Source organism: Serratia sp. HRI, assembly GCF_010119335.3.
Classification (GTDB): domain Bacteria; phylum Pseudomonadota; class Gammaproteobacteria; order Enterobacterales; family Enterobacteriaceae; genus Serratia; species Serratia nevei.
Window position 1 is genome coordinate 397,841 of record NZ_CP083690.1, and the last position, 22,888, is coordinate 420,728.

A 22,888-nucleotide genomic window follows, 5' to 3' on the forward strand; every position below is an offset into this window, starting at 1 on the left:
CACGGAAAATCAGAAGTTATAGCCGACCACGAGGTAATAACCCCAACCGGTAGACTTGATCGGGCCCTGCGGGGTGCCGATATCCGCGCCATCCTGCCACTGGCCGCCGTTATGGAAATAACGCGCCACGAAAGAATAGTGCCAGTGATCGTAGTTCAGCGCCAAAATATGGCTGGAGGCGATCGAGTTGCCGGTGCGTACCTGTTTGCCGGTGCCGTCAACCCAATGGCTGTCCTTGCCCAGATCGGAACCGAAGTCAAAGTTGGTGAAGCCGATGTAGCTCAGGTTGCCGCCCCATACCTGGGTCAATGGCACGAAGTATTTAACCTTGAAGCGGTAACCGTCCCAGCTGTTCTCGTTGGCAGCCTGGTAGTTTTCCCACTGGTATTTAGCATAGATGTTCATCGACAGGCTCATCGGCAGGCCGGTGTCGATATCGGTACCCAGACCCATGTACCAGGTATTTTGACGGCCGTCGGCGTTGTGGCCCAGATCATAGATGTAGTTGTTGGCGAAGTACCACTCTTTGAACGGCCCGAAGCTCAGATCGGTGCCGGTCAGTTTGTCGATGGAGAAGCGCGGTTCAATCTCCATAAACAGCGGGGAACCTTTGTTCCAGATGCCGCGATCCGGGGTGTTGCCCACGCCGAAGAACTTCGGCACGTCAACGTAGCCGTAGAAATCGAACCAGTCTTTCTTGGCGAAGGCTTCGTATTCGAGATACACGTCGTTGTTCAGCTGCGGTCCGAAGCGGGTGTGGTAGCTGCCCACCACGTTAACGCTCTGGTGCCACCAGTCGGAGACGTATTGACTGTCTTTGCTATCAGCCATTGATGATGCACTGTAAGACGCTGCGAGCAGTACACCTGCTGCGAGAGCTATTTTTTTCATTTTATTACCACATGCTTAAAGGGCCATTTCCTGCCCGTTTAGAAAAGATGACAATGAGTCTGCCGACACCTGGCGTTGTCTTCACACAGAAACTCGGATGACGCGCGCATTATAGAAACCACTGACTGTAAGAATCTGTGATCCAGTTACGCATTTCGCGAATAGGTAATCGATTGCGTTCACATTTGTCAAATTATGTTTCATGCAAATTCACATTCGCTGTGATTTTTGTCATGCACCGCGTTTTTTAGCGCAGTTTTTGAGCCAAATGACATCAGGGCGTCATCTGGTCACCATTGCGTCGTGGAAAAGAAAAAGCCGACGTATAAACGTCGGCCTTCATCAGAATGAGGAGAAAGTACGGAACGTCAAATCAGTTCACCGCCGGCACCGCCTTGGCGATATTTTCCTGGCGGAACGCCACCTCCTCGCCGTTTTTCACCTCCCAGCTGGCGACCGGAATGTCGGTCTTGGGCGCCGCCGCAACGACCGAACCATAAATCAGCTTGTCGTCGCGACGCAAAATATAAACGTCGAGCTGATATTCATGCCGCAGATTCGCCGTGGTCAGGCGCACGGTATCGCCGCGCTCATAGTGATGCACGTCGATTTCGGGTTGTTGAATAAATTGAATGTCGCTTCTCATCATCGTCGTTCCTTCAGGCAACATGGCTAGTTAAATTCTAGTTCAACATTGCGCCGACGGCGGATAATTTCCGTTAATTTCCGCGAGTTGCCCGCCAGCAGATCAACGAGCCGAGGGTAACCATCGCCACGCCCTGCCAAAAATTGGCGGTCAGCGAGGTGTGCAATACCAGCGCGGCGAACACCGCCGACAGCACCGGGGTAAAATAAGAGACGGTGGCCAGCAGCGTCATGTTGCCGTGCAGAATGCCGACGTTCCAGGCGGCATACCCCGCTCCCATCGCCACCCCGGCGCACAGCAGCGTCACGGTCACGCCGAGGCTGAACTGCATGCCGCTTTCCGCGCTGAAGGCATACTTCAGCCACAGCGCGAGCGCGGTCAGCACGATAAACAGCACCACGCCGTTGCTGCCCTGGGCGATCTTCTTGGTCAGGTTGCAGTACAGCGCCCAGATCACCGCACCGCTGAACGCCAGCCCGTAGCTGAGCGGATTGCTGCGCACGTTGGCCAGCATTTGCGCCGGCGACCAGCCGCCCTCGCCGCTCATGATCCAGCCGATGCCGAACAGCGACAGCAGCAGCCCCGGCAGCAGCCACCATTTGGCCTTTTGCCCGTTGAGCGCCAACGCCATCAGCACGGTGAAACAGGGCCACAGGTAGTTGATCATGCCCACTTCTATCGCCTGCAGGCGGGTATTGGCGTAGCCGAGCGACAGCGACAGGCAGATCTCGTAGCTGACGAACAGCAGGCTGCCGACGATGAGATAAGGCCGCGGAAAGCTGCGCCATTTCGGCACGCCGAGCGCCACCAGCAAGAACGCCGCGCTGACGCTGTAGATCATCGCCGCGCCGCCGACAGGCCCCAGCCCTTCGCTGACGCTTCTGATCAGGCCGACGACGCTGCTCCACAGCACAATGGCCAATAAACCGAACAGCGTGGCGCGGGTACGCGAGGGCAAAGCGGGCATAAGGTAGGTCCAATAGGTTATTTTTTATCAGGTTTTTCACTCTACTGCTGCACGCGCCAAAAAGAAAGGCGGGAAACTCCCGCCTGTGAATTTATTGCTGCGGTTGCCGCTCCAGCTGCGGCGGCGGTTGGCGAAAACGCCGGGTCAGCCAGGCTAAATAGCCGAAGCCCAGCGTCGCCCAGATCAATCCCATGGTCAGCGAGCTCTTCTCCAGGTTCAGCCACAGCACGCCCACCGTCAGCGCCCCCACCAGCGGCAGGAACAGGAAGTTGAAACGATCCTTCCAGCTTTTGTTGCGCCCTTCGCGAATGAAGAAGTGGCTGATCACCGACAGGTTAACGAAGGTAAAGGCCACCAGCGCGCCAAAGTTGATCAGCGCCGTGGCAGTCACCAGATCGAATGACAACGCAGATAGCGCCACCAGCCCGACCATCAGCACGTTGAGCGCCGGCGTGCGCCATTTAGGGTGGATGTAACCGAAGAATTTCTCCGGGAACACGTTATCGCGCCCCATCACGTACAGCAGGCGCGACACGCTGGCGTGCGACGCCAGGCCGGAGGCCAGCGTGTTGATGAAGGTCACGCACAGGAAGATCGACTGGAACAGCTTGCCGCCTACGTACAGCGCGATCTCCGGCAGCGCGGCATCGGGCTGGTGGAAGCGTTGAATGGACGGGAAAAACAGCTGAATAAAGAACGACACGCTGATAAAGATCACCCCGCCGTACAGCGCGGTCAGGAAGATGGCGCGCGGGATCACCTTGGCGGCGTCGGGCGTCTCTTCGCACAGCGTGGTGACCGCATCGAAGCCGAGGAACGAGAAGCACAGGATAGTGGCGCCGGTAATGATCGGCAGCAGGTGCGCATTCTCGCTGAGGAACGGCCGCAGGCTCCACACCGTGCCCATCCCCTCGCCGTTGTGCAGGCCGCGCACCACCAGGTAGATGAACACCAGAATGATCGCGACCTGCGCCAGTACGAACAGGGTATTGAAGTTGGCCACCAGATTGACGCTTTTCAGGTTGATGGCGGTAATCAAGATAACGAAGCCCACCACCCACACCCAGGGCGGCACTTCCGGGAACAGCGCGGTCAGGTAAATCTTCGCCAGCAGCGTGTTGATCATCGGCAGGAACAGATAATCGAGCAGCGATGACCACCCCACCAGAAAACCGACGTGCGGGTTGATCGCCTTCTGCGCATAGGTGTAGGCGGAGCCGGCGGTAGGAAACTGGCGCACCAGTTTACCGTAGCTGATGGCGGTAAACAGCACGCCGGCCAGCGCCAGCAGATAGGAGGTCGGCACATGGCCGTCGGTGAGGCCGGAGACGATGCCGAAGGTATCGAACACCGTCATCGGCGTCAGATAGGCCAGGCCCATCATCACCACCTGCCACAGCTTGAGGGATTTGCGCAGCTGCGGTTTGCCCGCCGGGCCGCCGTCGATGGCTTTAATCGTCATGGCATTTCCCCTCTTGGTCCTCTGCTGTCAACCGTGCAACGTCATTCAGAGAGGCCGCGGGGAAACTGCTGCTCAGGCGGCGGGAAAAACGGGTTGGGGTCACTGTCGGGCGGCCGGCGACCGGCCCGTAGGTACTGCGGCACAGGCAAACGTCTGCGCAGGGGGATGACTGAGTCATGGTTATTTCCTCGTCGGCGTCCTGTACGCCGTGATAGAAGAAATTCTGTACCGCAGCGCGCAGCCTCACCGGCCACAGGAGAGCCGATGAAATGCGCCGGACGCGCGCGGTCGTCGCAGAGTGAGCGGGATCAGGCGTTTTTCAGCATCCACTCGATTTCGGTTTCGGTGATCAGGCGCTCGAACTGCACCAGCTCATCGGTTTTGCAGGCCAGGTAGACATGGCTGAAGCGTTCGCCCAGCAGTGCATTGAGCACCGGCTGATGTTCGAACTCGTACAGTGCGTCACTCTGGCGAATCGGGAACGGCAGCCCGTCCTGCTCCAGCCCGTTGCCGGTCACCGGCTCAGGCAGCGGCAACGCGCTTTCCAGGCCGTAGACGATGCCGGCCAGAATGGTCGCCATCACCAGATAAGGGTTGGCGTCGGCACCCGCCACGCGGTACTCCACGCGGTGGTTATCGCGATCGCCGCAGGGAATGCGCAGCGCCACGGTGCGGTTGTTATGCCCCCAGGAGGCCTGGGTCGGCACATACATGCCGGGTTGGAAGCGGCGGTAGGCGTTGACGTTCGGCGCCAGCAGCGCCATCGAAGACGGCATCAGGGCGATCATGCCCGCCAGCGCCTGTTTCAGCAGCACCGAGTCTTCGCCATCGTCGTCGGCGAACACGTTGTTGCCCTGCGCGTTCAGCATGCTGATGTGCACGTGCATGCCGCTGCCGGCGTGCTCCTCATACGGCTTGGCCATAAAGGTCGCCTGCATGTTGTGGTTCTCGGCCACCATGCGCACCAGCCGCTTCAGCGCCAGCGCGTGATCGCAGGCCTGCAGCACGTCGTCGGTATGGTGCAGGTTGACTTCGAACTGCCCTGGCGACGCCTCCGCCACCGCGCCGTCCGCCGGAATGCCCTGCAAACGCGCCAGTTCGTCGATCTCGCTCAGCACGTCGGCGAAATGGTTCAGGTTATCGACGGAATACACCTGGCTTTGAGTGTTGCGCTCTTGCGTGCCCGGCGCGCACGGCGGCTGCAGATAGCCCTCCGCGTCGCGTTGACGATCGATGAGATAGAACTCCAACTCTACCGCTACCACGGGGGAAAGCCCGCGCTGACGCAAACGCTGCCACACTCGGTTCAGCACATTGCGCGGTTCAACGTCAAAGGGAGTGCCATCTTCATCCAGCATGGTGAGCAGCACCTGCGCAATATATTGCGGATCCGCCGCCGACGGCGTCAGCGTGCCCGGCACCGGCACGCACACGTGATCCGGCTCGCCCAGCTCCTGCCCCAGCCCGGCCTCTTCGACGACGTTGCCGAGAATATCCATCGCAAATACCGACGCCGGGAAGTAACAGCCCTTCTCCAGCTTGCTCAGGCCGCCGACCGGGATACGCTTGCCGCGGAAGCTGCCGTTCAGATCGGTCAACAGTACGTCGACATGTTGGGTTAACGGATAACGTTCCAGGTACTTCTTCACTTCGCGCTGGAACGCGCTACTTCGTCTCTCTTCACTGTGCTGAACAAAGTTTTCCACTTCTACGATGTTGGTCTGCATGGTTCACCCGCCGTTTGTGTTTTGCTGTCGTCGATGTTTATTGACCGTCTTGTTCAATATAATGCCCACAAATGAAACGTAGATGAAACAAATTTGTTTTGCAAGTGTTACTTTTGGTTTGAATATTGCCCAATCGACTGCTAGATTTATAGAATATTGAACGAAATCGGTGGTAGAGAAGCTTATCGTTCATAATTTCGAACGTACCAAGGGGATAGCATGGACAATATATTTAACAGACCAGTCATCGGCGTCGTCATGTGCAGGTATAGGTTAAACGGGCACCTCACACAGACCTTGCAAGAAAAGTACCTGAATGCCGTTATCACCGCCGGCGGCTTGCCGATCGCCCTGCCGCACGCGCTGGCAGAGCCGGAAATGCTGGCGGAACTGCTGCCGCGCCTCGACGGCATTTTGCTGCCGGGCAGCCCCAGTAATGTGCAGCCGCACCTTTATGGTGAAAACGGCGATGAGCCTGACGCCGATCCTGGCCGAGACGCGTTGAGCCTGGCGCTGATCCGCCAGGCGTTCGACAGGCGCATTCCCCTTTTCGCCATTTGCCGCGGCATGCAGGAGATGGTGGTCGCCACCCAAGGCACCCTGCATCGCCGCCTGTACGAACTGCCCGAGCTGCAGGAACACCGTGAAGATCACGACCTGCCGCTGGAACAGCAATACGCCCCCGCCCACGAAGTCATCGTTCAGGAAGGAGGGCTGCTTTCGCAACTGATACCGGATTGCAACAGATTCTGGGTGAACTCGCTGCACGGCCAGGGTGCCAAAACCCTGGGCGCGAGCGTTCGCATCGAGGCGCACGCCGCCGACGGGCTGGTGGAGGCGATCAGCGTGCGCGATCAGCCTTTCGCGCTCGGCGTGCAGTGGCACCCGGAGTGGAACAGCGACGAGTACGCCCTGTCGCGCCTGTTGTTTGATGGTTTCATCACCGCCTGTCGGAACTATCAAAAGGAAAAACGCCCATGAGCGACGTCAGCTTGGCACCGGGAAAACGTCTGTCGCAGATCCGTCAACAATTAGGGTTGTCGCAGCGCCGGGTCGCCGAACTGTCTGGGTTAACCCACAGCGCCATCAGCACTATCGAGCAGGACAAGGTCAGCCCGGCCATCAGCACGCTGCAAAAGCTGCTGAGGGTATACGGTCTGTCGCTGTCGGCGTTTTTCGCCGAACCGGAAAAACCGACGGAGCCGCAGATCGTGATTGGCAGTGACGATCTGATCGAAATCGGCAGCCAGGGCGTTTCGATGAAGCTTATCCACAACGGCGACCCGAACCGCACGCTGGCGATGATGATCGAGACCTACGAACCGGGCACCACCACCGGCGAGCGCATCAAACACCAAGGGGAAGAGATCGGCACGCTGCTGGAAGGCGAAGTGGTGCTGCAGGTCAACGGCCAGAGCTATCACCTGTTGGCCGGGCAAAGCTACGCCATCAATACCGGCATCCCCCACAGTTTCAGCAACACGTCGGCGCGCATTTGCCGGATTATCAGCGCCCATACGCCGACGACATTCTGATCAACGGAGCCAGGCATGAACTTTCACCATTTGCAGTATTGGCAACAACGGGCGCAGGCCCTGAAGATTGAGCACCAGCTGTTTATCGACGGCCGCTACCAGCCGGCCGCCGCGGGGAAAAGTTTCGCCGTGGAAGATCCCGCCGGGCGCCGTGAGCTGGCGCAGATCGCGCGGGGTGAAGCCGCCGACATCGATCGGGCGGTCAGCGCGGCGCGCGCCGCCTTTGAGCGTGGCGACTGGGCGCAGGCCGCCCCGGCGCAGCGTAAGGCCACGCTGCTGCGCTTCGCCGAGCTGATGGAGCAGCATCACGAAGAGCTGGCGCTGCTGGAAACGCTGGACACCGGCAAACCGATTCGCCACAGCCTGCGCGACGACGTGCCGGGCGCCATTCGCTGCATCCGCTGGTACGCCGAAGCGATCGATAAGGTGTACGGCGAAATCGCCCCCACCGGTCGCGATGCACTGGCGCTGATCGAGCGCGAGCCGATCGGCGTGGTCGGCGCCATCGTGCCCTGGAACTTCCCGCTGCTGCTGGCCTGCTGGAAACTCGGTCCGGCGCTGGCCGCCGGCAACAGCGTGGTGCTCAAACCCTCCGAAAAATCGCCGCTGAGCGCCATCCTGCTCGGCAAACTGGCGCAGCAGGCCGGGCTGCCGGACGGCGTGCTGAACGTGGTGCCCGGCTATGGCCACGATGCCGGCAAGGCGCTGGCGCTGCACCGCGACGTCGATGCCCTCACCTTCACCGGATCCACGCTGGTGGCGAAGCAGCTGATGATTTACGCCGGCGAATCGAACATGAAACGCGTCTGGCTGGAGGCCGGCGGCAAGAGCGCCAATATCGTCTTCGCCGATTGCCCGGATCTGGATCAGGCCGCCCGCAGCGCCGCCGCCGGCATCTTCTATAATCAGGGGCAGGTGTGCATCGCCGGCACTCGCCTGCTGGTCGAAGCGAGCATTGAGCAAGCGTTCCTGCAGGCGCTGCGCAAACACGCGGCGGCCTTCGTTCCCGGCGATCCGCTCGATCCCGCCACGGTGATGGGCACGCTGATCGACAGCGGCCACTGCGAAAAAGTGGCCGGCTATATCGATCGGGGGCTGAGCCAGGGCGCCGCGCTGTTCCTTGACGGGCGCGACCATCCGCAGGGCGACCACGCAGGCTACCTGGGGCCGACCATCCTCACCCAGGTGAACAACGCCATGAGCGTGGCGCGCGATGAAATCTTCGGCCCGGTGCTGGCGGTGACCACCTTCGACGACGAGCAACAGGCGCTGCAGCTGGCCAACGACAGCGACTACGGCCTCGGTGCCGCGGTCTGGACCCGCGATCTGGCCCGTGCGCACCGCATGGCGCGCCAACTGAAGGCCGGCACGGTGTTCGTCAACAACTACAACGACGGCGACATGACCGTCCCCTTCGGCGGCTACAAGCAGAGCGGCAACGGTCGCGACAAATCGCTGCACGCGCTGGACAAGTTCACCGAATTGAAAACCACCTGGATCTCGCTGGAATAAGGGTTTATCTCATGACTGAACACGTAAAAAGCTACTATGCGGCCACGGCCAACGCACATCAGCCCTATCCGCAACTGAATGAATCTATCGAGTGCGACGTCTGCGTGATCGGCGGCGGCTATACCGGCCTCTCCTCCGCGCTGTTTCTGGTGGAAGCCGGCTATAACGTGGTGGTGCTGGAAGCGGCGCGCATCGGTTTCGGCGCCAGCGGCCGCAACGGCGGCCAGTTGGTCAACTCTTACAGCCGCGACATCGATGTGATTGAAGAGCGCTACGGCGCGGAAAGCGCCCGCCTGCTCGGCAGCATGATGTTTGAAGGCGCGGAGATCATCCGCAGCCGCATCAGCCGCTACGCCATCGACTGCGACTACCGCCCCGGCGGCATCTTCGCCGCGCTGAACAACAAGCAGTTCCATGCGCTGATCGAGCAAAAACGCAACTGGGAACGCTACGGCAATACCCAGCTCGAGCTGCTCGATGCGGATCGGGTACGCCAGGAAGTTGCCAGCGATCGCTACGTCGGCGCGCTGCTCGATCACAGCGGCGGCCACATCCATCCGCTCAACCTGGCGCTGGGCGAGGCCGAGGCGATTCGCCTGCAGGGCGGGCGCATCTTCGAACAATCGGCGGTGACGAACATCCGCCACGGTGAACCGGCGCTCATCAGCACCGCCAACGGCCAAGTGAAGGCGCGTTTCGTCATCGTCGCCGGCAACGCCTATCTGGGCGACAAGCTGGAGCCGCGGCTGGCCAAGCGCAGCATGCCGTGCGGCACTCAGGTGGTGACCACCGAGCCGCTGGCGCCGGAGATCGCACAGGCGCTGATCCCGCAGAACTACTGCGTGGAAGACTGTAACTACCTGCTGGATTACTACCGCATCACCGCCGATCATCGCCTGCTGTACGGCGGCGGCGTGGTGTACGGCGCGCGCGATCCGGACGACATCGACAACCTGATACGGCCAAAATTGCTGAAGACCTTCCCGCAGCTGAAAGGGGTGCGTATCGATTATCGCTGGACCGGCAACTTCCTGCTGACGCTGTCGCGCATGCCGCAGTTCGGCCGGCTGGAGAATAACGTGTACTACATGCAGGGCTACAGCGGCCACGGCGTGACCTGCACCCATCTGGCAGGCAAGCTGATCGCCGAGTTGATGCGCGGCGACGCCGAACGCTTCGACGCCTTCGCCAAGCTGCCGCACCTGCCGTTCTTCGGCGGGCGCAATCTGCAGATCCCGTTCACCGCCATCGGCGCCGCCTACTACACGCTGCGCGACCGCATCGGCGTCTAAAACAGCAGGCCCGGTCATCCTGACCGGGCCTGTGCGTTAACGCTTAAACGATCTTCGGCTGGCCGTCCGAGGCGGTCGCCCCGCCATCGACCGGGATGTTGGCGCCATTGATAAAGCTGGCGTCGTCGCTGGCCAGGAACGCCATCACCGCCGCCACTTCTTCCGGCTCCGCCGCGCGGCCCAGCGCGATGCGCTCATTGAACTTGTCGCGGATCTCCTGCGGCCAACCATTGGTCATATTGGTTTTCACCAGGCTCGGGCAGACCGAGTTGATGCGCACGCCGTCACCGCCGTGGTCCAGCGCCATGGCGCGCGTCAGGTTGACCACCGCGCCTTTCGCCGCGCAGTAGTAGGCCGCGCCCCAGTCGCCGCCCAGGCCGGACACCGACGCGGTATTGACGATGCAGCCCTTGGTCTTCAGCAGGTGAGGCAAGGCGAATTTGGAGCAGAACACCACGCCGTCGATATCGACCCCGGCGATGCGGCGCCAGTCGTCGACGCTGGTTTCCAGCACGCTGCCGGCCACGTGTACGCCGGCGTTGTTCAGCAGGACGTCGATGCGGCCCAGTTTTTCCGCCACCTCGTTCATCATTTTTTCAACCGCGACGTGATCGGACACGTCGATATGTACCGCCATCGCCCGGCCCTTCGGCAGCGAAGCGGCAACCTTATCTACCGCCTCTTTGGCCCAGTCGGCCAGCACCACGATGGCGCCCTCGGCGGAGAACCGCCGCGCCGCCGCTTCCCCCATGCCGTTGCCCGCACCGGTGATAACCACGACTTTATTGTCAAAACGCATGAGACCTCCTCCATGTGAACGTATTTATATAAGTCATACAAATCTTATTACCCCGAGGATAAGGCGCCCCTCCCTTGAGAGCCAGTCAAAACGTGCGGTTTATTAACCAAAAGGAGGTATGTCAGTGATTTCAATGCGCTGGATTAACCTTTATCGGATTTTGGCCAACATATTGATGGATAAAATAAAATTACGGTGAGTCACTATTTTTCTGGCGGATTGTCAGCGTGCGAGACTATTGCGGGTGTGCGGTTATGGCCACTCAGAGATAAAAGATGTGAATGAAAAACGGCAGCCGCCCGCAGGCGGCCGCGACTATTTCTTCTCGATGGGGACGACCAGCAGATCGACATTCAGTTCGTTGATCGCCTGGCGTGCCGAAGAAACCAGCCGGCTCCAGACATCGTGATGGTGGCCGAAGATCACCAGGTCGAACCCTTTCTCCTTCGCCACCCGATTCAGTTCCTCCGTCAACGCGCCGCGGCTGACGATCACCTCTTCGACCGGATAGGACGACTGCCCTTTGATCGCATTGAGCATATTCTTCACCCGCTCCGAAAAGGTGCGAACGGTGTAGTTGTAATCGCCCACGCCCAGATCGACGTAATAACCGGCGCGGTGAATATCGATATAGATCAGGGAAAGTTTGGCCTTGAGCGCGGCGGCCAGTCTGGCGCCTTTGCCCAGCAGGAACTCGGCGTCTTCGCTGAGATCCGTGGCGACAACGATATGCCGATAAGCCATGATGGCGGCCCTCCTCGTCAACTCCGTAAACAGGATGGCGCTCCTTGCCGCATGTTTCTCATGCATCTTAAGTTTAGCCCAGCGCGGGGTCGCTCGCCTGCCGCACCGTCGTTCCATCTGTGGAACAATGCATCCCGCCTGCACGGTCTACCGGATTTTTCTCCCCTCCCTACACTGTAGGCAAGTGCTGAGTTTCAGCCTTATCAATCAAAGAAGATACCCACTGACCTTACGACGAGAAAAGGAAAACACCATGAGCACTCCAGCCAACTTCAACGGCCAGCGTCCTGTTATTGATGCCAATGACGCGGTCATGCTCCTGATCGACCACCAGAGCGGCCTGTTCCAAACCGTCGCCGACATGCCGATGACCGAACTGCGCGCCCGCGCCGCCGCCCTGGCCAGCATCGCCACCCTCAGCAAACTGCCGGTGATCACCACCGCCTCGGTGCCGCAGGGCCCAAACGGCCCGCTGATCCCGGAAATTCACCAAAATGCGCCGCACGCGCAATACGTCGCCCGCAAAGGGGAAATCAACGCCTGGGACAACCCGGACTTCGTAGCGGCGGTCAAAGCCACCGGCCGCAAAACCTTGATCATCGCCGGCACCATCACCAGCGTCTGCATGGCCTTCCCGTCCATCAGCGCGGTGGCCGAAGGCTATAAAGTGTTCGCGGTGATCGACGCCTCCGGCACCTACTCGAAAATGGCGCAGGAAATCACCCTGGCGCGCGTGGTACAGGCCGGCGTGGTGCCGATCGACACCGCCGGCGTGGCCTCCGAGCTGCAGGGCAGCTGGAACCGCGCCGACGCTCAGCAGTGGGCCGAGGTCTACACCAAAATCTTCCCGGCCTATCAGCTGCTGATCGAGAGCTACCTCAAGGCGCAGGACGTGGTGAAAAACAACGAACGGCTGGACTCGCAGCGTTAAGATCGCGGGCACAAAAAACCCCGGCCAAGGCCGGGGCTATTAATCGCGGGCCGGTGACTTTCCCGGCTGTCATGTTATGGCGTAAGCGTCCATCCAACACTCCAACATTACGCAGCCTAAGCGCGACTTTTTCACAACAGAAAAATAGACTGAAACGCGACGTTATTAATTCTGCGACAATCTGTTTTTCTGTTGCCAATAATAATTAATTATTGGAACGTCATCGAGGAATCGAACCCCAGTCCGCCAACGAATAATTTCGCTGCCGCTCTTCCTGCTGAGCTAATGACGTATTGGTAAAAACTCCGGGTGAACCCGGAGTTTATTCAGGCTGAGGACGTTATTTCTTAACTGCTCCGGCTTAAACCCTCATCGCTGTCGTAAGAAATCGTACCTCGGCCGAAAATTATAACGCGACCACGTTGCCGGCAGAAGGGCCCTTCATGCCATTCTCGATGGTGAACTCAACCTGTTGGCCTTCGTCCAGCGTTTTGAAATCGTTGCTCTGGATAGCAGAGAAATGTACGAACACGTCTTTGCTGCCGTCTGCCGGGGTGATAAAGCCGAAGCCTTTACCTGCATCGAACCATTTTACCAAACCTGTCATTTTAGTAGACATAGAGATATTTCCTTTATATTTTTGCGACGCCATATGGCGATAGAGGTCTGTTTTTATTGGAAACTTATGGGGCACTAGAGAAGAAAATTCGCGGGAAAAGAGGTATCTGAGGGATATCGCTAATACTGAGAACTGCTTTACTAAAACTGCTTTCATAAGGTCTGTACTACAAACCGATGACGCTATTTACACACGGCTGAGTTATTTAAGCAAGATATATTTTAAATTATATTCATCTGCCTCATAAATTTATTACCGCAAAGCACCGCCTGCATCTGCCGCTAACGGCCTATGAAAAAATTTTTTCGCACTGCTGGATCATACCGGCGATTCATTATAGAACTAGGTTCCCCCTTCTTACAGGCCGTTAACCGATGATCGATATGCAAGCCGTGCTCGCCGTTTTCACCGTCTATATCGTCGGCGTGGTGATCCCCGGCCCCAATTTTGTCGCCGTCGCCCACAAAGCCGTTTCCGCGCGCCGCAGCGAGGCTTTCGCTCTGGTGGCGGGCATTGTCTTGGTCAACCTGTTCTGGGCGAGCAGCGCCCTGCTCGGCGTCGGTATAATTTTCGCCTTGTTCCCCTGGTTGGCGCTAGCGGTAAAAGTGGCCGGCGCCGGCTATTTACTGTGGTTCGGCTATCGGCTTATCGCCCAAGCGGCGCCTTCTTCCGGCCCCTCCACGGTGACCGGAAAAAGCGGTTTTCGCGTCGCCTTTCTGCAGGGCATCGCCACCAACATCGCCAACCCCAAATCTATCGCCTTTTACGCCGCGGTGTTTTCGTCGGCGGCGCCTGCCCATGTCTCCATGCCCACCTTCGCCGCCATGCTGCTGGAGGTCGCGGTAGTCGCTAGCCTGTGGTATGGCCTGGTGGCGCTGGTGCTATCGCACGCGCCGATCGCCAGCGCCTACCGACGCAGTAAAGCCTGGATCGATCGCGCCTGCGGCGTGCTGATCATCAGCCTGGGCATCAGGCAGCTCTTCAGCCGATGATTGCGATCCCCAACCGCTCCAGCAGTTGAGCGGCCTGGTGACTGTCCATTTTAACGCCCTGCAGATCGGTGGTGCGCAAATCCAACTCGCCCAGTTCCGCGTTGCTCAGATCGCACTGGGTGACATCGGCGGCGCGCCAGTCAAAACCGGAGAATTCGCCGCCGGACAGATCGGAGCCGCTGAAGCTGGCGCCGAGCACCTGCGCACCGTGCCAACGGTTTTCCCACAGCTCGCATTTCTCCAACACCACTTTGGCAAAATTGGCGTAGCTCAGGTTGCTCTTGGTGATATAGGCGCTGCAAAACCAGGTGCGGCTGGTGATCATATTCATAAAGCTGGCGCCGCGAAAATCTGCTCCCTGCGCGCGACATTCGCGGATCTCCACCCCCAATGCGTCAACGTGGCGGAAATCGGCCATCGATAAATCGCAGCTTCTAAAACTCGCGTCTTTCAGGATCGCGCGGCTGAAGTTACCGCCCTGTCGGCTCTCGCGATCGTAAAATTGACAGCCGATGAATTCGGTGCCGGTCAGATCGGCACCCGAAAAATCACACAGCATAAAGCTGCCGTTTTCAATTTTTTCGCCGGTAAAGCGGTTACGGTCAATCTTTTCACCCTTCAACATCAGACTCATCGCAGCGCACCTGTTTATTTATACAGTCAGTGCGGCATTTAATCCTATTCCGGCCGGGTTGGCAACCGTCGCCGATCGGCGGGCCTCCGCTCTAACGCCACCCTGACGATGCTGAACGTCCTGGTTCTCTCGGCCTGAGCGACGTCGGCAAACAAATGGGGGTAACGGGAGTTGACGACCCACACCTGGCCATCGCGCAGCGCGGCGCCGGTCGGCCCATCCAATTCCGGCGGCGTGTCGACCGCCGTGATATGCGCGCTGGCCCAGCCGTCGTTCGAGGAGAGCAGCATTACGTCGCCGGACATGCTCCCCTTTGCCCCCGGAAAAGACTGTACGATCACCAATTCATGGGCATTTTTGAGCCGCAGCCCGTCCGGCCCTTTCAGCCGCTGCGGCAGTCTGATTTCACTTATCTCAGGCGCGTTATCCAACGTCACCTTCCACAACAGCCCTCGGGTGTAGTCCGCCGCAATCAGATAGCCATCCGGGTGAGACACGATGCCGTTGAGATAAGGCTGCGTGCCCTGCGCAGCGGCGGGAGCGTCGGCCGGCATCAAACGCGCTGAGCGCATCAGAATCGATACCTGGCGCGTTGCCCGGTCGATCTTGTAAATCTGCGGCTGGAAGCTGTCGGTCACGTAGATATTGCCCTGCGCGTCGAGCGCCAGATCGTTGGCCAGCGTCGGCCCACGGCTTAACGATGAGAGATCGTACGTCTGCTGCAGCTCGCCGGTATCGAGATTGAACTCCAGCACCTGCGCCACGCGATTGCGCGTACCGGGCGTAGAGCTGAGGGAGACCCCCACGTCTTCGTTGCACACCAGCACCCGATTACGCTCGGCGTCCACCAGCATGCCGGAGGTGGTGATAAGCCCCTTACCGGTGGAAAACCGCCGATAGCGGCCATTGGGATAAACCAGGCCAAGCTGCCCGCCGCGCAGGGTCGACACCAAAAACGCGCCGGCGCGCGCATTCCAGGCGACGCCCTCAGGGTAAGCGCCGGCGGCGCTGTAATAAGAAAGAAAAGAGGCTGAAGCGGAACATGAGCATGACCCTGATAAGGACTCGGATCGCTAGAGTAGGATCGCGTCGTTCACGGCACCAGCCGGGAGAAAGGCAATGCGCCACTAAAAAAATCGCAGTAATCGGCGCAAAAGAAAACCGCCCGGTGCGGGCGGTTGAGGTGACGGCGAACCATTACTTCAGGGCTTCCTGAATGGCGTCGGCCATCGGGCCGATGTGCTTCTCCGCCGCCTTCAGCTGGAAATCCACGCCATTGCCATCGTTGGTGTCTGACAGCGTAGCCTTGATAAGCTCCAGCGCCGCCTGCACCGCCACCAGCCGCTTGTGCTGTTCGTCCGTGACCGGTTCGGCGCCCATGTTTGCCGGATAGTAATGCTCTAACATCGCGATCTCCTTTTGATGACGTTAAACCTTAACCTACCAGAAAACCGCGCATTTATTAAGGAAACCGCGCACGGCGCGGCCGAATGGCGATAAATTGCACTATACTGGGCAAACCCGCCCTCCTGCCACAGGATCACCGCCATGTCATTCCAGGGAAGCTGCCACTGCGGCGCCGTCACCTTCTCCGTGGACGCCGAACTGCCCACCGAGGCCCTCAGCTGCAACTGTTCGATCTGCCGCCGCAAAGGGCTGCTGCTGTCGTTCTTCCCCATCAGCGCCTTCACGCTCAACAGCGGCCAGGACCAGCTCAGCACCTACACCTTCAATCACCACAAGATCCGCCATCAGTTCTGCCGAGTCTGCGGTGCCCAGCCCTTCGCCTACGGCACTGCGCCGGACGGCGCCGCGATGTGCGCCGTCAACCTGCGCTGCGTGCCTGACATTGCGCTGGATGCGTTGCAGATCCACAGTTACGACGGCGCCAGCGTCTGAGATCCCGCGTTTTCAGCGGTAGACGGAGAATTTCTTGGTCAGCGGCTTAAGCTGTTCGGCGTCGCCGTAGAGCGCCACCGCCACGAAATCCAGCTGTTCGTAAGGGGTGTTGGCGGTGTCGGCGATCTGCTGCTCGGCGGAGTGCGACAGCATGGTGGTGGTGAAGAAGTTGGACAACACGCCCTCTTCCTTGCACTTCAGAATCAGGTTGCTGAGCTGGCTGCTGTTCTTGGCCTGCAGGATCACGATCGGATAGTGGCTCATATTGGCGCTGACGCCGTCGAGGTTGCTCGGATAGTGGTGAAACTCGCGCTGCTCGATCAGATCGGTGATGCCCGCCGTCAGATGGCAGGAAGCGTTAAACAGCGTGGCCGGTTCGTGGTTGCGGTTAAGGATGATATAAAATTTTTTCTCGTTGTCGCTGTACATACTCTTCTCCTTGAATAGACAACCCTTTTTACCCAAGCCAAGGGCGGTTTTCAAGGCGAGATAAGGGCCGCGTCCGGCCCCGTGATAACGTTTCAGACTCAGATCCCGCCTTCGCCCGGGCCCTGCGGCTGCGCCACCTGATGCAGCACGGTGATGTTCTGCAGGACAGTACCGCCGTCGATCGGTTTCATCTGGCCGTCGCGATCTTTATAGTGCGTCGGTTTGGCGCCGTGGAAGAACAGCCCGGCGTTGACCTGCACGCCCAGATAGCCGGCGCTTGGCGGCAGGCGCTGCACGTCGGTCCAGGGGTTGGAAACCGGCACGAACTGGAATCCCTCGCCCGTCTTCGCATACAGCGGACGCAGCAGCGTGACAAAAGCCATCATCGGCGACAGCGCGTCTTTAAAGATCTGCACCGGCCGATCGATCGTCATCAGGAAACCCTGCGGCTGCTCCTCAACCGTGTCGAGGCTCAGGCTGCTGCTGATATCATCACCCCGGCCGCCGTAGCTCCACTCCATCACCGGCGCTCCGTTTTCATTCATCATCTCTGACATACACTGCTCCTTATAAATAAAATTGATCGGGCACGCTCGCTGCGTGCCGGAACAGTAAACCGCTGAACGGGCACCCGCGTCCAAGCAGGGCGGCACGCTGGCGAACCAAACAACAAAGGCGCGCAATCCATAAAGCTCGAAATGAATAATTTCTCCGCGTGATAGCGCAGCATTTGAACGACCTCAGCCGTTGCAAGAGCTCATAGTGATGGCGTTACCGCCACTGGAGAGTGTTATGACCGCGATTAAACCGGACGCCATCGACCGCGTTCTTCCCGCCGCCACACCCTGGTTAGCCGTCGTCAACGTGCTGTTCGCCGGCATCGCCGCGGCGCTGCACGTGGGCAAGGCCACCATTGCCTTGCCGGCGCTGCAGGCCGAGTTTGGCCGTTCGCTTGAGGCGCTGAGCTGGGTGATTTCGGCCTTTCCCTTCGTCGGGGTGTTCGGCGGCATCGCTGCCGGGCTGCTGGTGCGCCGCTGGGGCGATCGGCGCCTGCTGGCGCTCGGGCTGCTGATCGTCAGCGCCGCCAGCTTTACCGGCGCCACGCTACACGACTTCGGCGGGTTGATCGTCAGCCGCTTTGTCGAAGGCCTCGGCTTCGTGATCGTGGTGGTCTCCTCACCAGCAGTGCTGAACCGCCTCGTCGCCCCGGCGCAGCGCAGCCTGGTGTTCGGCATCTGGAGCACCTTCATGCCGGCGGGCATCGCCGTTTCGCTGTTTTTCGGCCCCCATCTCGCCGACTGGCAACAAAGTTGGCAGGCCGGTGCGGCGTTGACGCTGTTGGCCGCCCTGATGCTGCCGCTGACCACCTCCCGCCGTGCCGCCGAGGCGCACGTTCCGCCGTTACAGCTGCGGCAAGCGCTGGGTGCGATGCTGCGGGCGCGTCGGCCGCTGTTGCTGGCGCTGATGTTCACCACTTACAACCTGCAGTTTTTCTCGGTGATGACCTTCTTGCCGATCTTCCTGATGCAACGCATCGGCCTGTCGCTGGCGGCCGCCGGCGGCATCAGCGCGGCGGCGGTGGCGGCGAACATCATCGGTAACCTCGCCGCCGGGCTCTTGCTGTCGCGTGGTCTGCGGGCCGGTAGCCTGCTCGCGGCCACCAGCCTGATCATAGGCATCTTCGGCATCGGCATTTTCCTGCCGATGACGCCCAACGGCCTGCTGATCCCCTTGTGTTTCCTGTTCTGCGCCATCGCCGGCATGCTGCCCGCCACCATTCTGGCCGCCACGCCGGCGGCGACGCCGGAACCGACGCTGCTGCCGCTGAGCCTGGGGCTGGTGATGCAGGGGAACTATCTCGGCCAGGTGATCGGCCCGGTCGCGCTGAGCGCCATCGTGGCCGCGGCCGGTTGGGCGGCCCCGGCGTGGCTGGTGCTGGCGGCTGCGGTGTCAGGGGCGCTGTTGGCGCTGGCTTTTCTCAGCCGGCGGCATAATGCGGGGTGATAAGCAGAAAGGTCGTTCTGTTTGTTATAAGCGGTGCTGAATTTTCCCTGGTGCAGATGCCTGCCTATCGCGAAGGGTAAGGCCAGTGATGATCAAGGCCCGATAATGACAAGGCGCCGGTGGCCGCGAAATACACCAGCAGGCCGGCAAAGGCGATCAGTAGCGTTTTCTCGATGACGCCGAGTCGTTTGCGTTCAGTCATTTGCATACTCCTTCGTGATATCGGGCGAACGGCCGCCCTCATCAACACCAGGAAAGCCTGGCGCAGGCGGCAAGCGCGGCTCACAAAATGAAACACAATCGATAAATTTTATTAATTATTTAGCCCTCTTTCTTTTCTCATGCCGCCGCCTGTTCACCGTGTGGCACCCGCCTTGCCCTTAATAACCCTATGGAATACGCCACTAAAAATCCCCTACCGGTTAAGCAAAGGTGATGATAGTGTTGTTTTCATTCAGTTCATCTATGCTGAAAATTCATCTTTTGAGGGACGACTATGATGTCTAAAGGCATTTCCAAAGGATTCTTTATCCTGATCCTGTTTATCGTCACCGCCGCCTTTCTCGACGTGCTGGGGCCTTACTACTCCTCGGTGCTGTGGGCGATTATTCTGGCGGTGATTTTCCATCCGGTGAAAAAGAAGCTGAAGCAGTACGTCGGCGAACGCAACGGCGTGGTGTCGCTGCTGACGTTGGCGCTGATCTGCCTGATCGTGTTCACGCCATTGGCGATCATCGCCTCGTCGCTGGCGATGGAATTCAACGTGATCTACACCAAGCTGCAGACCAACAACAGCCAATTGCCGACCATGCTGGCGGACTTTATGCGCCACCTGCCCGGCTGGGCGCAGCGCTTCCTGGCGGAGCATAACCTCAACAGCGCCGCCGAGATCCAAAAGCAGCTTTCCGAGGTGGCGCTCAAGGGTGGGCAATACCTGGCGGGCAGCGTGTTCCTGATCGGCAAGGGCACCTTCAACTTCGTCGTCGGTTTCGGCGTAATGCTCTACCTGCTGTTCTTCCTGCTGAAAGACGGCCCCTATCTGGTAAACCTGGCGCTCGAAGCGCTGCCGCTCTCCCAGCACGTGAAGCACCACCTGTTCGTGAAGTTCGCCGCCGTCTCCCGCGCCACCGTCAAGGGCACGGTGGTGGTCGCCGTAGTGCAAGGCGCGCTCGGCGGGCTGGCGTTTTACTTTACCGGCATCGACGGCAGCCTGCTGTGGGGCGCGCTGATGGCGTTCCTGTCGATCATTCCGGCCGTGGGCTCCGCCATCATCTGGGTGCCGGCGGTGATCTACTTCTTCGCCACCGGCATGCTGTGGAAAGCCATTTTCCTGGTGGTGTTCTTCGTGGTGGTGATCGGCCTGGTGGACAACATCCTGCGCCCGCTGCTGGTGGGCAAAGACACCAAAATGCCGGACTACCTGATCCTGATCTCCACCCTGGGCGGCATGGAGATCTACGGCATCAACGGCTTCGTCATCGGCCCCTTGATCGCCGCGCTGTTCATCGCCTGCTGGAACATCCTGTCCGGCCGCGACAGCGAGGAAAACATCGAAGAGATCGACGAAGAATTCATCGAAGAAGGCAAAAACCATCCCGACGCGGCGGAGTAACCCTCCCGCAGCGAATCACGCCGGGGCCCAGTTGGGCCCCTTTTTTTGTCTGTGGTATCCTTGCCGCGCTTACAAGGAAGAACGGGTTTCGCTATGCTTATTTTTTACGCCACGCTGGCTATCGCCTTCACTCTGCTGTGCCTGATGGCCTTTTTCTATTGCGCTTATCAGCTGTCGAAGCACGGCGACGTCAAATTTTTGGCCTCGCTTTCCGTGCTGCTCTTCGCGCTGCTGGCCTTCTATGCCGCTTATGGCTACGTCAGCACCTGGCTGCAACAGCAGGCGGTCGATGTCCGGCTTTATTAGCGCGCCGGGATAAAAAATACCTGCTCCGGATCGCCGTCATCGAGATTGTCAATCTGGCCGCTGGCAACAAACCCGGCGTTCAACAGCAGCCGCTGCATCGGCAGGTTGGAGCGATTGGTGGAGGTGAACAGCTTCGGGTGCCGACAGTGGGACTTCAACGCCGTAATCAGCACCAGCCCGACGCCCCGGCGACGATAGCGCTCGCCAACCATCAGCAGCTCGATAAAGCCGCAGCCGAAGAAGTGATAGTGCAGCACGCCGTAACCCATCACCACGCCCCGTTGTTCAGCAAGATAACGATACCCTGCCCGCAACAGGTGCGGATCTGCGCCGCGCGCCGCGGATCGTATTCGGCGACGCTGTCGAGGGCGATCAGGGCTGCGGCATCGGTTTCAGTGGCAAGACGAACAGGCATGTATACCCCCTTATGTTTATGGGTAGCGGCGATACCGCATCAACGAAACGGCAACCGCGGCGGGATAGTTTTTACATCCCGGTCGAATTTTGTAATCCTATTATAGAGTTACCAAAACACACGCCAAGGAAGGAAAGCATTTCCCGATGAGAATACCGCAAATCTCCGCCGCCCTGCTGTTTACCCTGCTGCTGGCCGGCTGCCAGTTCCACAAAACCGTGTTCCCGCCGCCGTATATCGGCACCCCGCAAGAGATCGGCACCTACGAAGTGAAAGGGCTGACGTTCGTCACCACCGTCACCTTCAGCGGCCTGTTCGCCGAAGATCTGGTGCGCGAATACGCACAGAAACATCACTACCGCTATTACGTGGTAACGATGCGCAGCAACGGTTTTAAAGATCGAGCAGAGCGCGTGAGCGCGATGATGTATCGGTAGGAGCGCCGGCCCTGATTTGCAAACCTGCATCAGGGCTCTACTTCAAAACCCCATCTCGCTCGATGCCGCCGCAGGTAAGCTCTGTTCTTTTCAGACAACCCGCTAATGTTGGCGTCCAACGGGATCCTTAGCTCGCCTAACAAACCGCTCATCGTCCGTGAATACAACAAACGTCCGTCATCGGCAAAACTGATCATGCCGCGATCGAACAGCTTGTCCAGATTGGGGATTAACGGCAGACCATTGTGCGGATCCACTTTTTCTTCTGAGGTCGCAATCGACCAGGCAACGATGTGAGAGGCAATGAGAATGGACGGCTCCGCAATCCCCGTGACGGCGCACCGGTTTCCCCACCGCTTTAACATTTTATCGCGATAGGGGCCATGCCCAATCCGCGCCTGAATCACCGTTGCTTGCTCACCACCGATCTCTTTGGTGATTTCGACGGTATCCGCATGGAAATGGATCGAGAGATTTTCCGAGATAAAACAGGCGATCAACGCGGCTGCCGGTGCGGGGATCTCGCACATATAGTTTTCGGTGCATCCGCCTGTCTTATTAAAAACGCGCGGAAGGCAAGTCGGGTTGTGCATGCGTATGAACGCCTGATTAAAAAGGGAAACATCAATGGGTAGTTCAAGGCACGTCAGTTTCAAATCGACTTTGGTACCCGCAATATGCCGCGGTCCCGCAGCCCGATACTCCGGTCGCGGTGCAGAGTAAGCATCGCGTACCGCTGTCGCCACGCCGATTATCCTCCTACCCTTGTGGCAAAAAATCAGGTCACCCTCTTTGACTTTTTTGACCGTTTCCCACCCGGCAGGTTTAAACATGTTCCCCGTTTTATTTATTCCATATTGCGGCGCCCACAGGAATTCACCCTTCAAAACTTCCGCGACGCTGCCACCGATGTTGACCCAGAAAAAACGCATTGCCACTCTTTTATAATCAGGAGTTTTAAGGGTTATCGTCACCATTCATCAATGGCTTTAGTGATTTTCACCCATTAACGCAGGGTGCAGGCAATAAAAAATC

26 protein-coding genes and 2 pseudogenes are annotated in these 22,888 nt (G+C 59.1%); 11 read left to right on the forward strand and 17 right to left on the reverse strand.

What is annotated here, in order from left to right; all coding sequences use genetic code 11:
* Positions 1-9: 9 nt before the first annotated feature.
* From GF111_RS01975 to GF111_RS01995, 5 genes are all read right to left on the reverse strand, one after another.
* On the reverse strand, positions 10-891 hold the full coding sequence (locus tag GF111_RS01975; protein WP_025160262.1) for a nucleoside-specific channel-forming protein Tsx: 882 nt from the start codon (positions 889-891) through the stop codon (positions 10-12).
* Positions 892-1,264: 373 nt separating this feature from the next.
* Positions 1,265-1,537: a hypothetical protein gene (locus GF111_RS01980; RefSeq protein WP_004941292.1), complete on the reverse strand. Its 273-nt coding sequence runs from the start codon at positions 1,535-1,537 to the stop codon at positions 1,265-1,267.
* Between the two features lie 73 nt (positions 1,538-1,610).
* Positions 1,611-2,504, reverse strand: a complete 894-nt coding sequence (gene yddG / locus GF111_RS01985; protein WP_038877724.1) for an aromatic amino acid DMT transporter YddG — start codon at positions 2,502-2,504, stop codon at positions 1,611-1,613.
* 91 nt (positions 2,505-2,595) lie between these two features.
* Positions 2,596-3,966: an APC family permease gene (locus GF111_RS01990; protein WP_025302554.1), complete on the reverse strand. Its 1,371-nt coding sequence runs from the start codon at positions 3,964-3,966 to the stop codon at positions 2,596-2,598.
* 308 nt (positions 3,967-4,274) lie between these two features.
* Positions 4,275-5,693 carry a glutamine synthetase family protein gene (locus tag GF111_RS01995; protein ID WP_038882148.1) on the reverse strand — a complete coding sequence of 473 codons (1,419 nt, stop codon included), beginning with the start codon at positions 5,691-5,693 and terminating at the stop codon, positions 4,275-4,277.
* A gap of 219 nt (positions 5,694-5,912) precedes the next feature.
* On the opposite strand from GF111_RS01995, the gene puuD reads away from it, so the two are divergent.
* The 4 genes from puuD to GF111_RS02015 are packed head-to-tail and all read left to right on the forward strand — an operon-like array spanning position 5,913 to position 10,032.
* Entirely contained in the window at positions 5,913-6,674 is a 762-nt protein-coding gene (gene puuD, locus GF111_RS02000; protein ID WP_038877729.1) for a gamma-glutamyl-gamma-aminobutyrate hydrolase, read from the forward strand.
* Positions 6,671-7,228 carry an HTH-type transcriptional regulator PuuR gene (gene puuR / locus GF111_RS02005; protein WP_038877732.1) on the forward strand — a complete coding sequence of 186 codons (558 nt, stop codon included), beginning with the start codon at positions 6,671-6,673 and terminating at the stop codon, positions 7,226-7,228. Before puuD ends, puuR begins: the two co-directional genes overlap by 4 nt.
* Positions 7,229-7,243: 15 nt before the next feature.
* Positions 7,244-8,740, forward strand: a complete 1,497-nt coding sequence (puuC, locus tag GF111_RS02010; RefSeq protein ID WP_038877735.1) for an aldehyde dehydrogenase PuuC — start codon at positions 7,244-7,246, stop codon at positions 8,738-8,740.
* Between the two features lie 11 nt (positions 8,741-8,751).
* Entirely contained in the window at positions 8,752-10,032 is a 1,281-nt protein-coding gene (locus GF111_RS02015) for an FAD-binding oxidoreductase (protein ID WP_025302550.1), read from the forward strand.
* A gap of 43 nt (positions 10,033-10,075) precedes the next feature.
* Here the strand turns inward: GF111_RS02015 and GF111_RS02020 are convergent, their stop codons facing one another.
* Positions 10,076-10,831 carry an SDR family NAD(P)-dependent oxidoreductase gene (locus tag GF111_RS02020; protein WP_025302549.1) on the reverse strand — a complete coding sequence of 252 codons (756 nt, stop codon included), beginning with the start codon at positions 10,829-10,831 and terminating at the stop codon, positions 10,076-10,078.
* A gap of 315 nt (positions 10,832-11,146) precedes the next feature.
* Positions 11,147-11,575: a universal stress protein gene (locus GF111_RS02025; protein WP_055312288.1), complete on the reverse strand. Its 429-nt coding sequence runs from the start codon at positions 11,573-11,575 to the stop codon at positions 11,147-11,149.
* A 253-nt stretch (positions 11,576-11,828) separates the two neighbouring features.
* Between GF111_RS02025 and GF111_RS02030 the strand changes: the two genes are divergently transcribed.
* Complete coding sequence (locus GF111_RS02030; protein ID WP_038877740.1) at positions 11,829-12,506, forward strand: isochorismatase family protein; 678 nt, start codon at positions 11,829-11,831, stop codon at positions 12,504-12,506.
* 213 nt (positions 12,507-12,719) lie between these two features.
* Here the strand turns inward: GF111_RS02030 and GF111_RS02035 are convergent.
* Together GF111_RS02035 and cspA are read right to left on the reverse strand one after the other, a co-directional pair.
* Positions 12,720-12,798, reverse strand: a pseudogene (locus GF111_RS02035).
* Between the two features lie 114 nt (positions 12,799-12,912).
* Entirely contained in the window at positions 12,913-13,125 is a 213-nt protein-coding gene (gene cspA, locus GF111_RS02040) for an RNA chaperone/antiterminator CspA (RefSeq protein ID WP_033638238.1), read from the reverse strand.
* 374 nt (positions 13,126-13,499) lie between these two features.
* On the opposite strand from cspA, the gene GF111_RS02045 reads away from it, so the two are divergent.
* Entirely contained in the window at positions 13,500-14,117 is a 618-nt protein-coding gene (locus GF111_RS02045) for a LysE family translocator (protein WP_038877742.1), read from the forward strand.
* Here the strand turns inward: GF111_RS02045 and GF111_RS02050 are convergent.
* The 3 genes from GF111_RS02050 to GF111_RS02060 all read right to left on the reverse strand — a co-directional run bounded on the left by GF111_RS02050 (position 14,107) and on the right by GF111_RS02060 (position 16,158).
* Positions 14,107-14,751: a Qnr family pentapeptide repeat protein gene (locus GF111_RS02050; protein WP_038877745.1), complete on the reverse strand. Its 645-nt coding sequence runs from the start codon at positions 14,749-14,751 to the stop codon at positions 14,107-14,109. The two genes, GF111_RS02045 and GF111_RS02050, sit on opposite strands and share 11 nt — an antisense overlap.
* A gap of 44 nt (positions 14,752-14,795) precedes the next feature.
* Complete coding sequence (locus tag GF111_RS02055; protein WP_255606609.1) at positions 14,796-15,701, reverse strand: gluconolaconase; 906 nt, start codon at positions 15,699-15,701, stop codon at positions 14,796-14,798.
* Positions 15,702-15,948: 247 nt separating this feature from the next.
* A complete protein-coding gene (locus GF111_RS02060; protein WP_004941260.1) occupies positions 15,949-16,158 on the reverse strand; it encodes a hypothetical protein in 210 nt (69 codons plus the stop codon).
* 141 nt (positions 16,159-16,299) lie between these two features.
* Here GF111_RS02060 and GF111_RS02065 point away from each other — a divergent pair, with 141 nt between their 5' ends.
* Positions 16,300-16,650, forward strand: a complete 351-nt coding sequence (locus tag GF111_RS02065; protein ID WP_038877747.1) for a GFA family protein — start codon at positions 16,300-16,302, stop codon at positions 16,648-16,650.
* 12 nt (positions 16,651-16,662) lie between these two features.
* On the opposite strand, the gene GF111_RS02070 is transcribed toward GF111_RS02065, so the two are convergent.
* Together GF111_RS02070 and GF111_RS02075 are read right to left on the reverse strand one after the other, a co-directional pair.
* Complete coding sequence (locus tag GF111_RS02070) at positions 16,663-17,079, reverse strand: DUF2000 domain-containing protein (RefSeq protein ID WP_038877749.1); 417 nt, start codon at positions 17,077-17,079, stop codon at positions 16,663-16,665.
* A 98-nt stretch (positions 17,080-17,177) separates the two neighbouring features.
* Complete coding sequence (locus GF111_RS02075) at positions 17,178-17,636, reverse strand: hypothetical protein (protein WP_038877751.1); 459 nt, start codon at positions 17,634-17,636, stop codon at positions 17,178-17,180.
* Positions 17,637-17,871: 235 nt separating this feature from the next.
* On the opposite strand from GF111_RS02075, the gene GF111_RS02080 reads away from it, so the two are divergent.
* The gene (locus GF111_RS02080; RefSeq protein WP_038877754.1) at positions 17,872-19,083 is read left to right on the forward strand and encodes a CynX/NimT family MFS transporter; all 1,212 of its coding nucleotides are present in this window, start codon (positions 17,872-17,874) and stop codon (positions 19,081-19,083) included.
* 64 nt (positions 19,084-19,147) lie between these two features.
* On the opposite strand, the gene GF111_RS02085 is transcribed toward GF111_RS02080, so the two are convergent.
* Positions 19,148-19,285 (reverse strand): hypothetical protein, encoded by a 138-nt coding sequence (locus GF111_RS02085; RefSeq protein WP_164491941.1) that lies wholly within the window; start codon positions 19,283-19,285, stop codon positions 19,148-19,150.
* A gap of 294 nt (positions 19,286-19,579) precedes the next feature.
* Here GF111_RS02085 and GF111_RS02090 point away from each other — a divergent pair, with 294 nt between their 5' ends.
* Complete coding sequence (locus tag GF111_RS02090) at positions 19,580-20,695, forward strand: AI-2E family transporter (protein ID WP_038877756.1); 1,116 nt, start codon at positions 19,580-19,582, stop codon at positions 20,693-20,695.
* A 93-nt stretch (positions 20,696-20,788) separates the two neighbouring features.
* Positions 20,789-21,001, forward strand: a complete 213-nt coding sequence (locus tag GF111_RS02095; protein WP_038877757.1) for a hypothetical protein — start codon at positions 20,789-20,791, stop codon at positions 20,999-21,001.
* Here the strand turns inward: GF111_RS02095 and GF111_RS02100 are convergent.
* Positions 20,998-21,416 (reverse strand): annotated as a pseudogene (locus tag GF111_RS02100) (N-acetyltransferase family protein). The gene GF111_RS02095 and the pseudogene GF111_RS02100 overlap by 4 nt on opposite strands.
* 146 nt (positions 21,417-21,562) lie before the next feature.
* On the opposite strand from GF111_RS02100, the gene GF111_RS02105 reads away from it, so the two are divergent.
* Complete coding sequence (locus tag GF111_RS02105) at positions 21,563-21,853, forward strand: hypothetical protein (protein ID WP_038877762.1); 291 nt, start codon at positions 21,563-21,565, stop codon at positions 21,851-21,853.
* A 29-nt stretch (positions 21,854-21,882) separates the two neighbouring features.
* On the opposite strand, the gene GF111_RS02110 is transcribed toward GF111_RS02105, so the two are convergent.
* Entirely contained in the window at positions 21,883-22,785 is a 903-nt protein-coding gene (locus GF111_RS02110; protein ID WP_038877763.1) for an HNH endonuclease, read from the reverse strand.
* Between the last annotated feature and the right edge of the window lie 103 nt (positions 22,786-22,888).